8 protein-coding genes and 1 pseudogene are annotated in these 13,172 nt (G+C 71.3%); 4 read left to right on the forward strand and 5 right to left on the reverse strand.

Translation table 11 applies throughout. From position 1 onward, the window contains the following. Positions 1 to 79: 79 nt before the first annotated feature. Both ABZ621_RS17950 and ABZ621_RS17955 read right to left on the reverse strand, forming a co-directional pair. Complete coding sequence (locus ABZ621_RS17950; RefSeq protein ID WP_360605470.1) at positions 80 to 1,666, reverse strand: hypothetical protein; 1,587 nt, start codon at positions 1,664 to 1,666, stop codon at positions 80 to 82. Continuing rightward, positions 1,663 to 2,013, reverse strand: a complete 351-nt coding sequence (locus ABZ621_RS17955; protein WP_360605472.1) for a hypothetical protein — start codon at positions 2,011 to 2,013, stop codon at positions 1,663 to 1,665. The genes ABZ621_RS17950 and ABZ621_RS17955 overlap by 4 nt, the downstream gene beginning before the upstream one ends. A 399-nt stretch (positions 2,014 to 2,412) precedes the next feature. On the opposite strand from ABZ621_RS17955, the gene ABZ621_RS17960 reads away from it, so the two are divergent. From ABZ621_RS17960 to ABZ621_RS17970, 3 genes and pseudogenes are all read left to right on the forward strand, one after another. Next, on the forward strand, positions 2,413 to 4,113 hold the full coding sequence (locus tag ABZ621_RS17960) for a class I adenylate-forming enzyme family protein (protein ID WP_360605475.1): 1,701 nt from the start codon (positions 2,413 to 2,415) through the stop codon (positions 4,111 to 4,113). A gap of 362 nt (positions 4,114 to 4,475) precedes the next feature. After that, positions 4,476 to 5,462: an alpha/beta fold hydrolase gene (locus tag ABZ621_RS17965; RefSeq protein ID WP_360605477.1), complete on the forward strand. Its 987-nt coding sequence runs from the start codon at positions 4,476 to 4,478 to the stop codon at positions 5,460 to 5,462. A 775-nt stretch (positions 5,463 to 6,237) separates the two neighbouring features. Beyond that, positions 6,238 to 7,227: pseudogene (locus tag ABZ621_RS17970) on the forward strand (zinc-binding dehydrogenase). Between the two features lie 202 nt (positions 7,228 to 7,429). On the opposite strand, the gene ABZ621_RS17975 reads toward ABZ621_RS17970, so the two are convergent. Further along, positions 7,430 to 8,416: an alpha/beta fold hydrolase gene (locus tag ABZ621_RS17975; RefSeq protein ID WP_360605478.1), complete on the reverse strand. Its 987-nt coding sequence runs from the start codon at positions 8,414 to 8,416 to the stop codon at positions 7,430 to 7,432. Positions 8,417 to 9,538: 1,122 nt separating this feature from the next. Between ABZ621_RS17975 and ABZ621_RS17980 the strand changes: the two genes are divergently transcribed. Further along, complete coding sequence (locus ABZ621_RS17980) at positions 9,539 to 10,456, forward strand: SMP-30/gluconolactonase/LRE family protein (RefSeq protein WP_360605480.1); 918 nt, start codon at positions 9,539 to 9,541, stop codon at positions 10,454 to 10,456. 265 nt (positions 10,457 to 10,721) lie between these two features. On the opposite strand, the gene ABZ621_RS17985 is transcribed toward ABZ621_RS17980, so the two are convergent. Together ABZ621_RS17985 and ABZ621_RS17990 are read right to left on the reverse strand one after the other, a co-directional pair. Further along, entirely contained in the window at positions 10,722 to 11,984 is a 1,263-nt protein-coding gene (locus ABZ621_RS17985; protein WP_360605482.1) for an ABC transporter substrate-binding protein, read from the reverse strand. After that, positions 11,981 to 13,165 carry a branched-chain amino acid ABC transporter permease gene (locus ABZ621_RS17990; protein ID WP_360605626.1) on the reverse strand — a complete coding sequence of 395 codons (1,185 nt, stop codon included), beginning with the start codon at positions 13,163 to 13,165 and terminating at the stop codon, positions 11,981 to 11,983. Before ABZ621_RS17990 ends, ABZ621_RS17985 begins: the two co-directional genes overlap by 4 nt. Positions 13,166 to 13,172 lie beyond the last annotated feature (7 nt).

A 13,172-nucleotide genomic window follows, 5' to 3' on the forward strand; every position in this document is an offset into this window, starting at 1 on the left:
TGACTTGGCACGTGAGCCGTTACACCCACGGTACGCAGACAAGGGCTCCGTTGCGCGCTGTGTGGTCCGTCCGCCGCTCTCATCGCTGCGGGTCCCCGGAGACGACGGCGGTGGCAAGACTCTCGTACGTGGCCACCTTGGTCGACCTGCGGTCGAGGACGCTGCCGAGCCAGCCGAGTGCGAAGCCGGCGGGAACGGTGACGAGCCCGGGGTTCACGAGGGCGGTCCCATGGAAGTCCCTGTCGGGGAAGGCGGCCATGGGCGAGCCGGACAGCAGCGGGGACACGGCCAGCAGGGCGAGGGTGAGCACACTCGCTCCGTAGACGCACCAGAGGAGGCCGCGCCGGGTGAAGCCGCGCCACAGGAACGTGTACGCGAGAACGGGCGCGAGGGCGGAGGCGGTGAGGGTCAGGGCCAGGGTGGAGAGAACGAGCAGGTTCCAGCCGACGGCCTGTGCGGACAGGGCGACAGCGACGGCACCCACGACCGCCGCCGCCCAGCGGGCGTGGCGGTCCTGGCGAGGGACGCTTTCGGTGCCCGGCCGTGGGTGGCGCGGCAGCAGGTCGCGGGCCACCGAGGTCGCGGCGGCGAGCATGACGTCGGCGACGGTGGTCAGGGCGGTGAGGAACACCGCGCTGAAGACGGCCGAGACGAGGATGCCGCCGGGGCTGAGCACGTGGGTGACCAGCAGCAGGGACATGCTCCCTGTGGGATCGGCCTTGCTCAGCGCCGGGCCGCCGAGGATCGCGGCAGCGCCGAGGCCGATGATCACGAGCAGGGCCGAGATCGCGATCAGCTGCCCGACGGCCCAGCGCATGGCCATGCGCGTCGCCCGACCGGGTGGCGCACCGAGTACACGCATCGTGACGTGCGGCAGGCAGCACACCGCCAGCGCCACGGTGATGAGCTGACCGAAGCGGTTCGCCACCGCCATTGGACCGTCGCCGTACTGGACACCAGGCCCCAGGAAGGCCTCGCCCAGACCGCTTCCCGTGGCAGCCGCGCCCAGCAGCCGGTTGGGATTCCAGCCGAAGCGGTCGAGCACGAGGACGGCCGCCGCGGTCATCACCAGGAGCAGCACCAGCACCTTGACGAGCTGTACACGGCCGGTGCCGCGGACCCCGCCGCTCACGGCGAGGGAGACGACGACACCGCCGATCACGAGGATGCACGTCGTCTTCGCCCCGGTGCTGGTAAGGCCGAGGACGAAGGCCGACAGCGACCCGATGGCGGTGAGCTGCAGCACCACGTAGGGGAGGCAGACGCACAGCGTCACCAGGCCCATGGCCAGGCGGACCGAGCGCTCGGGAAAGCGGTGGGCGAGGGCGTCGCCCACCGTGTACCCGCCCGCCCTTCGCAGGGGGTCGGCGAACAGCAGGGCCAGCAGTACGAGGCCCATGACGACCCCGAGGGAGAGCATCATCCCGTCGTAGCCGGTCAGCGCGACGAGGCCGATGAGAGCCATGAGGGTCACGGCGGACAGGGCGCCGCCGCTGATGACGAGGCCGCTGCGCCAGGCCGGTTCCTCAGGAGACCGCGAGGGGAACATCGCGGCGTCGTCGTCGGCGGCCCCGCTGATGACCCACAAGCAGCCGCACAGGCTCAGAAACGTCGTGAGCACGGGGAAGAACGAGTCCGGAGCGTCGAAGGACGCCGCCGCTGTCACGACAGCCTCCGGTCGTGCCACAGGTCGAGCCGTTCCGACTCGCGCATCTGTCCCATCAGTGCCCAGCCGATCAGCAGTACCTGGGGACAGATCAGTACCAGTGCGAGCGAGAGGTGCCCCACGATCGGTTCGGCCAGGGCATCTGGCGCGGCCGACGCGGCCAGGGCCAGCAGGGCGTAGCCGACAACAGCTCGGCCCGTCCACCGGCCGCCGACCCGGGTGATCGCCGAGAACAGGTCACCGGCGTCACCTCCTTCGGTGGCGACAGCGGGAGAGGCCGCGACCGTAGGGGGTGGCGGATCCGGCGTGAACAGGGGAGCGGGTCGCGGCCGGCCGGGGTACGTCAAGGGGGCTCCAAGGGGACGGAGGGGAGAGCGCGGGTGTTCACGCGCATCGGCCGCCGTAGCATGCGGGGCGCGCGTCCATCGAGTCCATCGAGTACGAGGCGGGAGCTCCCGGATCGGGTGCATCGTGTGCGAGGTCCCAAGGGGGGACCGCCATCCTGTGGCGGGTCACACCGATGTCGGCGCCGTGTGGACGAGAGTGCCGTACCCGCTGGGGAAGCCTGTTCGGCCCACCGTGGCAAGACCTGGACACGATGGTTATCAGGGATTAACTTGACCGCCACTTGGTGAAGCCTTTGCGGATTTCATCCACCTCCCCTTCGGCTGTGTCCCGTGCACTCACGTGCTGATCCCCGGGGTCCGCGGCCATCTCGACAGGCATCCGGAGTACAGGAGTTCCCCATGAGTAGAGCGTGGCCGAAGAACATGCCCCCGTCCCTGGACTACCCGGATGCCGGGATCGACCGGTTGCTCGCGGGCGCCGCCCGGTCCTTCTCCGGCCGGATCGCCGTCCGCGACGGCGAGGAGACGCTGACCTTCGCGGAGCTGTATGACCACGCGCTGCGCGTGGCGGGCGGGCTGCGGGAGCGGGGCATCGCCCCGGGCGACGTCGTCGCGATGCACATGCCCAACTCGCTCTGGTACGTCGTGGCGTACTACGGCGCGATCTGCGCCGGCGCGACCGTCGCCCCGGTCAACCCCGCTCAACCGGTCCGCGCGCTCACCGAGCAGCTCCAGGATGTCGACGCCAGGGCGGTCGTCACGCACCCGGCGTGTGCCGCCGCGCTCGCCGACGTCGACGCCCCCGGCGTGCGGTTCACGGTGTACGTGCCCGCTTCCGCCGCCGCTCCGGCGCCGCACTCCGAGCCGTCCGCCGGCCAGGGAGTCCTGCCTCTCTCGGAGTTGCTCGCTTCCGCGCCGCTGACCGGTGGCGCGGTGGACCCGGACCAGGTCGCCCACTTCCAGCTGACCGGAGGTACCACCGGACGTTCCAAGGCCGTGCGCGTGCTCCACCGCAACGCCGTGGCCGCCGTGCTCCAGGCGGCGTGTCTGCGCTCCGCGACCCTGCCGGAGCAGGACGCCGAGGGCGGCGTGTTCCTCCGGCCGGTACCCGACGCCCTCAACGCGTACGCGCTGCCGGTGGGCGAGGGCGCCACCATCGCCGTCGCCCCGCTCTTCCACGGCATGGGCCTGATCACGCAGAGCGTCAACATCGTCCTGGGGCAGACCACCGTCATGGTGGCCGGCTTCCAGCCGGACGCCTTCCTCGCCGACGTCGAGCGCCATGGTGTCACCGCGATCACCGGGTCCCCCGCGATGTACTACGCCCTGCTCGCGAGCCCGGCCCTCGACAAGCACGACTACGCCCGGGTGCTGATGGCCGTCTCCGGAGCTGCGCCGATCGACACGAAGGCGCTGAGCCGCCTCGCCGAGGTCTTCCCGAACGCCCTGGTCTGCGAGGGGTACGGACTCACCGAGGCGAGCATGGGGCTCGCCGGCGCCCCGCCGAACCCGACCGTCGCGACTCCGGTGGGAAGTGTCGGCATCGCGGTGTTCGACACCCGCATCGAGATCCGCTCGCCGGACACGCACGCCGTCCTCGGGGTGGGGGAGACGGGTGAGGTGTGGGCGAGCGGCCCACAGGTCGCCGACGGGTACCACGGGCAGCCCGAGCTGACGGCGGAGCAGTTCGCCGACGGCTGGCTGCGCACCGGCGACATGGGGCGCCTCGACGAACACGGCCATCTTTTCCTCGTCGGACGCGCCAAGGACATGATCATCTACAAGGGTTACAACGTCTATCCGCAGCCGCTGGAGGAGATCCTCTGCAGCCATCCGGCCGTGGCCCAGGCCGCGGTCGTGGGCGCCCCGAGCGCGAACGCGGGCGAGATCCCGGCCGCCTTCGTCGTCCTGCGCCCCGGCGTCGCGGAAGCGGATGAGCTGGCCGACGAGCTGATGGTGTACGTGGCCGAGCGCGTCGCGCCCTACCAGAAGGTCCGTGACCTGCGCGTGGTCGACTTCCTGCCGCTGACGCCCACCGGCAAGATCCTCAAGACCGCGCTGCGCGACCGGCTCATCGAAGACGCCGCCACGAGCGACTGAGAGGAGGGGCGGTACGCCTGCGGCCTCGCGCCGCAGGAGTACCGCCCCCTATATCTACGCGCGTCACCTCGGTGCGGTCCTGCCCGGCGGCGGGCGGGTCAAGCCGGGCGACAGGCTGCCGACCAGGCCGGACGGGCGCGCGTTGTGCCCGGAGGCAGCGCACGGAACGTTCGCTTGTGATCGCCCACACGAATCGCGGCGGAGCCCGCCAGGCTGTGCGCGAAGGGTTGTCCGCCCTGACCGGCGCCTGGAAGGTGATCCTCCGATTCACTCGTCGTCCCTTCCGGTGTCCTGGATGAAGGCCCCCTCAGGCATGCGCCCGGGGCGGCCTTCCGGACACGACACCACTCACAGGAGTCACCTTGAACAGACCGTCCAACACCCCGCGACACCAGAGGCTGAACGCCCTCGCTGCAGCCCTGGTGGGTATGTTCGTCGTCGCCCTGCTCGGCCCCGCCTCTCCGGCCAACGCGGCCGCCGAACCGGTGCTGGCCACCCCGATCGCCACGTTCGACGCGGCCCTGCACTGCCCCAGCTCCTTCGCCCACCCCGACCGCGAGCCGGTATTGCTCGTCCACGGCACCAGCTCCACCGCCGACGAGAGCTGGGGCTGGGGCTACGCCCCAGCGCTGCGCGACGCGGGCTACGACGTCTGCACGGTCGACCTGCCCAACAGGTCGATGGGCGACATCCAGGACTCGACCGAGTACGTCGTCCACGCCATCAACAAGATCCAGGCCGCCACCGGCCGCAAGGTCGACGTCATCGGCCACAGCCAGGGCAACATGCAGATGCGCTGGGCGCTCAAGTGGTGGCCGAGCCTGCAGGCCAAGGTCGACGACGCGGTCTTCCTGGCCAACCCCGGCCACGGCATCGGCGCCGGCAACCTCTTCTGCACGGGCCTCTGCGCCCCCGCACTGCATCAGTTCAGCGTCGGATCCAACTTCCTCGCCGCCCTCAACGCCGGCGACGAGACCCCCGGCGCCGTCTCCTACACCAACCTCTACAGCCTCACCGACGAGGCAATCGTCCCCGTCACGACCGCGCCGGTGAGCGGCTCCGCGAACATCTCGATGCAGAGCGTCTGCCCCGGGCGCACCGTCACTCACTTCGGCTTCCTGTACGACTCCGTCGCCTACGGGCTGGTCGTCGACGCGCTCTCGCACTCCGGCACGGCCGACCCCGGCCGGCTGCCGCTCGGCAAGTGCCTCGACGTCAACCTCCCCGGTGTCTCAGCCGCCGAGGCGACCGCGGCGACCGGGGTCGCCGCCGCGAACATGAACGCGGAGCTCCTGAACGCCACCAAGGTCTGGGTCGAACCCTCCCTGCGTGCCTACGCCCTGTCCTGACCCCGCCCCTGACGACGGGCCCGTGCCGCCCGGCGGCACGGGCCCGCGCGCGTCGGCGCCGCCCCGTACCGGCGCATCGTGTCCAGGTGCTCCCCGCGTTGCCGCGAACCGCGCCCCGGGGCTGATGCGTGCCGGCGAGCCGAAGGAGGAGGCACGTGGATGGCTCCCTATGGGGACAGCCGCCACGACAGTGGGCCCGACCCGGCTCGTACGGGCCTCTCTCGGCTCGGTCGCCCCACTGCGCTCCGCAGGGCAGCCGAAGCCGTCGGTGCCCTCGCCCGCTCTAGGCTGCCAACTGGCGGCCTCATCGGCGAGCTGGTCGCCGATCAGCTCGTGCCCCACCCCGAGGATCCTGCGACGCGGCCTCACCCAGGCAGGCACGTCCTTCGCCGAGACTGTCGACGGCCCGCGACACGAGGAGAGTGCCCTCGCGCGTGCCGGCCGACGCGGGTTCGGTACCTCGGCTCAGCGCACCGCCGTGCACTGAGGGCCGCAGAGGGGCAGAGGTCCGTCTGCGCCGGGGCGGTCCTGTTGAACGTGTATCGCGCGATGCGCTACCCGTCGGAGGTGCGGGCGAGGACGAACAGCTCTCGGTTCTCCTCCGGACTCCGCGTCCCGTCGGCGTGGACCGTCACGTGGCCTGCGGAGCCAGTCACGGCATGAGCGGTGTCGCCGTCGACGGTGAACCCGACTTCGGCGCCGTCATCGCCGACCTCGCGCCCGACGTCGGGGAACTTCGCCACTTCCACCCGCAACGATCCGAGGAGCCGTGGGCATGACCGGACCCACGCGTGCCGTCGTCCTCGACCGCCCTGGCGGCATCGAGCGCCTTCAGGTGGTGGAGCGGCCCGTCCCCGAGCCTCCTTCGGAATGGGTTCGGATCAAGGTCGAGGCCTTCGGCCTGAACCGCTCGGAACCCCACACCCGGCTCGGCCTGGCCCAGGCGTCACCTTCCCCCGGGTTCTCGGCATCGAGGCCGTCGGCACGATCGACGTCGACCCCAGGGGGCTTCTCCCCCGGGGCACGCAGGTCGCGACCATGATGGGCGGCATGGGGCGCGTTTTCGACGGCGGGTACGCCGAGTACACCGTCGTGCCGGCCTCCCAGGTGATCCCCTTCCACTCCGACCTGCCCTGGGAAGTCATCGGTGCCGTCCCGGAGACCCTCCAGACCGCCCTCGGCTCCCTCACCGTGGGCCTCGACCTGGGCCCCGGACAGTCCCTGCTGATCCGGGGCGGAACGTCGGCACTCGGCCTCGCCACGCCCACGCTCGCCCGCGAGCGTGGGGCGACGGTCCTCTCCACCACGCGCCACCCCGACCGCCTCCAGGTGCTCACCGACCACGGAGTGCACCACCCGCTCGTCGACGACGGCAGGATCGCCGATCAGGTCCGCGAGGTCGTCCCCTCGGGCGTCGACGCCGCACTGGAGCTCGTGGGGACGCCCACCCTGCCCGACACCCTGAGGGCGACCGCCGTGCACGGAACGGTCTGTTTCACGGGAATGCTGTCCAACCAGTGGACCGTGCCCGATTTCTACCCGATCGGCTACCTCCCGCGGAGTGTCCGCCTGACCGCCTACTCGGGGGAAGCGGGCGACCTGCCGGCCGATGTCCTTCAGCTCCGCCTCGACGACATCGCCGCCGGATTCACCACCCCGGGCCCTCTTCACGTCTATGCACTCGACGACATCCGGGAAGGCTCACGACGATCTCGAACACGGCCGACACGTCGGAAAGCTCGTCGTCCGGTGTGGCTCCGTGTGAAGATCCGCGCTGGCTCCGGGACGAACCGGCCCATCCATGTCGCGCCGGCGGTCACCGTCGGGCCGCCGTGACATCCCGCTGCTGTTGCCCGACGACGGCGGCGAGGGCCCCAAGCACTGGACGCACATCCTGCCTGAACGCGCTGCGGGCCCGCGCCGCCGGGTGGGCGGCACGGGCCCGCTTTCGTGCTTCGGGCGGCGCGTCAGGAGGCGTAGGCCCGCAGCGGGGGCTCGGCCGGGACCTTCGTGGCGTTGAGGAGTTCTCCGCTCAGTTGCGCGGCGGTGATCGCCGTGGCCGCCGTGGCCTCGGCGGCCGAGACGCCCGGGAGGTTGACGTCCAGGCACTTGCCGAACGGCAGCCGGCTGGGGATGGCCGTGCCGTCGTGCGACAGGGCGTCCAGGACCAGCTTGTAGGTGACGGCGTCGTAGAGCATGCTGAAGTGGGCGACGACGCGGCCGAGGCAGACGTCCTGGACCGCGATGTTCTTGGCACCGTCCAGGGGCGCTGTCGTGAAGGGGATGATCGCCTCGTCGGTGAGGCTGTAGATGTTGGTGTAGGAGACGGCGCCGGGGGTCTCGTCGCCGGCGTTGAGGGCGGCGAGGAAGTTGGATCCGACGCTGAACTGATGCAGCGCCGGTGCGCACCAGCCGACGCAGAAGAGGTTGCCGGCGCCGATGCCGTGGCCGGGGTTGGCCAGGAAGACCGCGTCGTCGACCTTGGCCTGCAGGCTCGGCCACCACTTGAGCGCCCAGCGCATCTGCATGTTGCCCTGGCTGTGGCCGATGACGTCGACCTTGCGGCCGGTGGCGGCCTGGATCTTGTTGATGGCGTGGACGACGTACTCGGTCGAGTCCTGGATGTCGCCCATCGTCCGGTTGGGGAGCTCGACGCCGCAGACGTCGTAGCCCGCGTCGCGAAGGGCCGGGGCGTAGTTCCAGCCCCAGCTCTCGTCATAGGTGGAGCTGGTGCCGTGGACCAGCAACACCGGCTCACGGTCGGGGTGGGCGAAGGAGGAGGGACAGCGTAGGGCCGCGTCGAGGGTGGCGACCGGGGTGTTCAGCGACGGCTCCGCCGCGGCCGAGGCGGCCGGGGCGGGGGCGAGCAGGGCGGCCACGAACGCGGCCACGAGACTGGCACCGAGCGTGCGGGCCCACGACCGGCGGGCCGTGGCATGCGAACGTCTGTTCACGGATGGCTCCATTCTTGGGGGCGGCCGACACGAGAGCGGGCCCGGTCCCTCCCGTAAGCACAGGGGAGGCCCGGCCCGGCGCCGCGGCGGCGGGTGCTGAGGAGACCATCAGCGGCTCCCCCACGACCGGACAAGACTTCGTGCACGACCGGCGGTCCCCCGTGCCGAATCCGGTGGCCCGGCACAACGGCAGGCCCCGAGAAGTTCCACGCGTCACAGTCCCGCTGGTCGTGCGACCCGGCGAGCGGTCACGTCCGGAAGCCACCTGGGCCGGGGCGCATGGTCGGCGAAGGTCGCCTCAGCTTCCGGCCCATGCCCAGGCCGGCGACCCGATGTGCGGAAGTCACCGCAGGTCCTCGAAGCTCAGGCCCGGTATCCGCTCGGCGACAGTCCGCCCTCCCGCGCTCCGCGCATCACGGAAGATCCGGCGGACCGCAGATACGGCACCAGCTCCTGCCCACCCACCGCCGTGATCGCCAACCGCCCAGACCCGCGGGCGGCTTTCGCGGGTTCGCGTCTCCTGGTGCGTGGTGCGCCTCGCCGAAGGAGCCCGGAAAAACCCGAGCTTCTTCGATGAGTAGCTGACCAGCGGGTCCTTCGTCTGCTGCGTCAGGGTGGCGGGCGAACAGGCCTGGGCGGTCCGGGCGGGCGGCGAACTCATCGCGGTTTTCGGTGTGTCGGTCGACAGTGCGGGCGTCAAGCGCGTGGCTGAGCCGGTCGGACCTCATAGCCGCCGCGACGGCTGAAGCGGTGCCCGCACCCAAGTCGTCGCGCTGTCGGTGTGACCTCCCACAGACTTGGGACAGCTTGTCGTGATCACCCTGTCGCGCCGCCGGTGGCGGCTGGAACATGGCGGACGGTCCTTAGACCGACCGGCAAATGGGGGGCGGCGTCGCGGGGCTGGGCACGCGCATCTGCGGCGTTGTCGTCGATCACCATGGCTCCGCCATGCCTCAATCCTCAGCTTTGCAGCTGCACGCACCCAGCCCCACTCCTTCCTCCCCCCCGATTCGCCGGTCGGTCTTACCTCCACGACAAGGGAATCGCATGCACATGCCCAACATGATCCGCTGCGCCGTACGTCGTAGCCGAAGGCTGACCGGCCTGCTTGTGGCGGCTGCCGTGACCGGTTCGACGGTCGTCGCCTCCGCGTCCCCGGCGGCCGCCCTTGATCTGCCCTGCCCGGGTGCTCTGCAGAAGCAGCTCTCGGTCTTCCACCACGGCGGCACCGCTCTCACCCACTGGTACGAGAACCTGGACTTCGACGCCCAGGGCACGATGTGGGTCAGCAACAACACCGGCGATCAGGTGGAGCGGTACGACTCCGCAGGGACGCGTCTGGAGACCCGCTACGCCGACAACCCCGGCGCGGTGCGCCTCCACGGCGGCCAGCTCTACGTCAACCATGGCAACGGCTTCGCGGAGCAGATACTTCAGGAGAACGGGCGGGCGGCGGTGGACCGCCTCGACCCGCAGAACGCGGCGGCGCCGCGGGTGCGCTTCGTCAGCGACCTCAAGATGGCCAACGGCGGGGCGTTCGACGCGGAGGGCAACTACTACGTCACCAACGCGGGCAGCACCGAGACGGGCCCCCACGACGGCGTGGTGAAGATCCGCCCCGATGGCTCGCTGGACACCGCCTGGAGCCAGGCCGCCGATCAGTGGGGCCTGAACGGCGCCGTGGTGGCCGGCGACACCCTCTACGCCACCTCGACGTCCGACCCCACGTCGCCGATCACCGCGATTCCGCTGGCCGACCCCGCCCAGGCGCGGGTGATCGCCAGGCTTTCGATGGTCGCCACCCAAGGCCTCGACGACCTGACCTACGGTCCGGACGGCTACCTGTACGCGGTCGGCTTCCTCTCCGACAAGCTGCTGCGGGTGAACCCGGCGGATGGCAGCCACTGCGTGGTCGCCAACGCCTTCCTGGACAACCCCACCAGTGTGCGGTTCAGCAAGTTCCCCGGCGAGGACCAGAGCCGGGTCCTCTACGTCACCCAGGCGTCGGGCAGCATCCTGCGGATCAAGCTGGCCAGCTGACCGAGCCCTCTGGGCGGGGCTTCCGGAGCGGCGAGTCCACTGCGGACTCGCCGCTCCCAGGCCTGTGACCACCGCCCCCGCGGGCCCGGTCCCGGGGGACGGCATGGAACTCCTGCCACGGCACCGGCACCGGCCTGGAGCAGGCCGCGGACGACGGCTCCCGGGCGGAACCGGATCCCGGCCCAGCAGCCGGGCAGGGGCGCAACGACGACTGCACGGGACGCCGTTCGGCGTCCCGTGCAGTCATGTCACCGCGCCCGATGTATCAGCTTCCGTGCGCGGCGAGGTACTCGGCGAGTGCCGGGTCCTCAGTGGCGTCCTGGATCTGCTTCATGCCGCCGGGGACGCCCGCGGCGGGCTGGGCGATGTACGTCTTCGTGCTGGACGCCTTGGCCGGGTCGGAGAAGTCCTGCGGCTCGTGGAAGCCCTCGGCGTACGCGGTGAGGCTGCGCAGGGCCTTGCTGATGCCGTCGCGGCTGAGGTCCTTCTTCTCGCAGGCCGCCTTGAGGGTGCCCACGAGGAGGGAGGCGGCCCCGTTGCCGGCCTGCGCCGCCTGGTTCACCGGATCCTTGGGGTACGCCTTGGTGTAGTCGTCGACCAGCTTCTTCACCGACGGCTCGTCGACGCTCAGGGCGGGCCAGGGACTGGCCACGTACAGCAGCTTCTCCAGGGCCGGCTTCGCCGGTGTGGCCAGCAGCTGGGGCACGTAGGCCGGGGCGCTGGCGAGCACCGGCACCTTCAGGCCGGTGGCGGCCGCGACGCCGACGAGCGACGCGGTCTGGGCCGGGACGCCGCTGAACACGATGGCCTTGACGCCCGCCGCGCGCAGCGCGGTCACCTGCGCGGTGAGGTCCTTGTCGGTGGGCTTCACGGTCTGCGCGACGAGCGTGAGACCGGCCTTCTGGGCGGCGAACCTGGCGCCCTCGGCCGCGTTGCCGCCGTACTCGCCCTCGATGAAGACGTGACCGACCTTGTCGCCCTTCTTCAGCTTCGCGGCCTTCACCAGGAAGCCGACACCGTTGACCATGTCGATGTCGTACGTGCTGGCCATCAGGCGCAGGTGGGGCTTGCCCAGGACGGTGCCGGAGGCACCGATCTGGATCGACTGGAGCTTGTCCTTCTCGATGCCGTCCAGCAGCGCCGCGGTCTGCGCCGAGCCGCTCAGCTGGCCGAGCGCCGCGATCTGCGGCTCGACCTCGGCGTAGGCGGCGACGGCCTTCTGCACGTCGAGTCCGTGGTCGCGGACCACCAGCTCGATCGTCCGTCCACAGACGCCGCCCGCGGCGTTCACCTGCTTCAGATAGAGCTGCTCGGCCTGGAGGGCGCTCTTGCCGAGCGGCGCGACCGGACCGCTCAGGTCGGTCAGGACCCCGACGCTGATCTTGTCGTTCGTGATGCCGGGGCCCGTCTTGATGCCCGCCTTGTCGGTGGACGAGGCCGATTCGCCGCCCTTGGTGCTGCAGCCGGCCAGGACGACGGCCAGGGAGGTGGCCGCCGCGGCGGCTGCGAGGGTCTTTCTGCGGTTCACGGTGTGTGCTCCTTGAGGGTGTCGCCGCCGGTGGTGGCACCGGCGGAAGGCTGGGGGAAGGTGGACAGCGCGGTGGGGGCCGGGCGACGCGGCCGTGGCAGACCCCGCAGGACGCGGGCGGCCCGCCCGCCGCGGAGGCTGACGAGTCCTCCCGGGGCGAAGACCAGGGTCAGGACCAGCGCGGCACCGTAGAGGAAGCGCGCGGCGTCGGCCGAGCCGAGGCCCGGCTCGGAGGACCCGGCGGACACCACCAGCGGAAGGGCGTCGGAGTAGTGGGAGAGCAGCTGCGGGAGCACGCTGACGAAGACGGCCCCGACCGCCGCGCCCGCCACGGAGCCGAGACCGCCGATCACGATCATCGCGAGCATGTCCATGGACAGCAGCAGGCTGAAGTAGTCGGGTACGACCCGCTGGGCGGCCAGGGCGAGGAGTGCTCCGGCGGCCCCGGCGTACATCGACGAGACGGTGAAGGCGGCGGCGCGGTAGCGGGCGGCGGGGACCCCCATCACGGCGGCGGCCACCTCGCTGTCGCGCAGTGCTCCGAGGGCCCGGCCGGGACGGCCCTTGAGGAGGTTCCTGGCCGCCAGGGCGGCCACCGCGACCAGCACCAGGCCGAAGTACCAGAGCCGCTCCAGACCGCCGAACGGCACGCCGAGCACCGCCAGGCCGTCGTCGGCGTCTCCCAGGCTCAGCCCGAGGATCTCCATGTCGGGGACCGTCCGGCCGTTGAAACCGCCCGTGTACGACTCGGCGTTGAGCATCGCGTGGTGGCCGAAGAAGATCAGGGCCAGCGTGGCGACCCCGAGGTACATGCCGCGCAGCCGACCCGACAGGGGGCTGAAGGCGGCGCCCGCCACACCGGCGAGCAGCACCGCCGCGACGAACGCGAGCAGCGGGGGAAGCCCGAGGCCCGAGAGCTCCGTCGTTCCCGAGCGGTGGGGGTCGTCGGCGAGCCAGGTGTAGCCGTACGCCCCCACCGCCAGGAAGAAGGCATGGCCGAGGGAGAGCTGTCCGGCCGTTCCCACCAGAAGGTTCAGGCCGATGGCGGCGATCACCGCGACCATGGCGAACAGCCCGGTCTGCAGCCAGAAGGAGGAGAGATAGAGGGGCGGGGCGAGGAGTAGCAGGCAGCCGGCCAGAGCGACGATCCGCCGGGGGCCGAGAGCGCGCAGCCGGTGCACCAGGGAC

The organism is Streptomyces sp. NPDC007863, from assembly GCF_040633895.1.
Taxonomy (GTDB): domain Bacteria; phylum Actinomycetota; class Actinomycetes; order Streptomycetales; family Streptomycetaceae; genus Streptomyces.

What these genes read in the sequence shown, in the direction of transcription:
- ABZ621_RS17960 (WP_360605475.1), top strand. Translation starts at nt 2,413, where the DNA reads ATGAGTAGAGCGTGGCCGAAGAACATGCCCCCGTCCCTGGACTACCCG.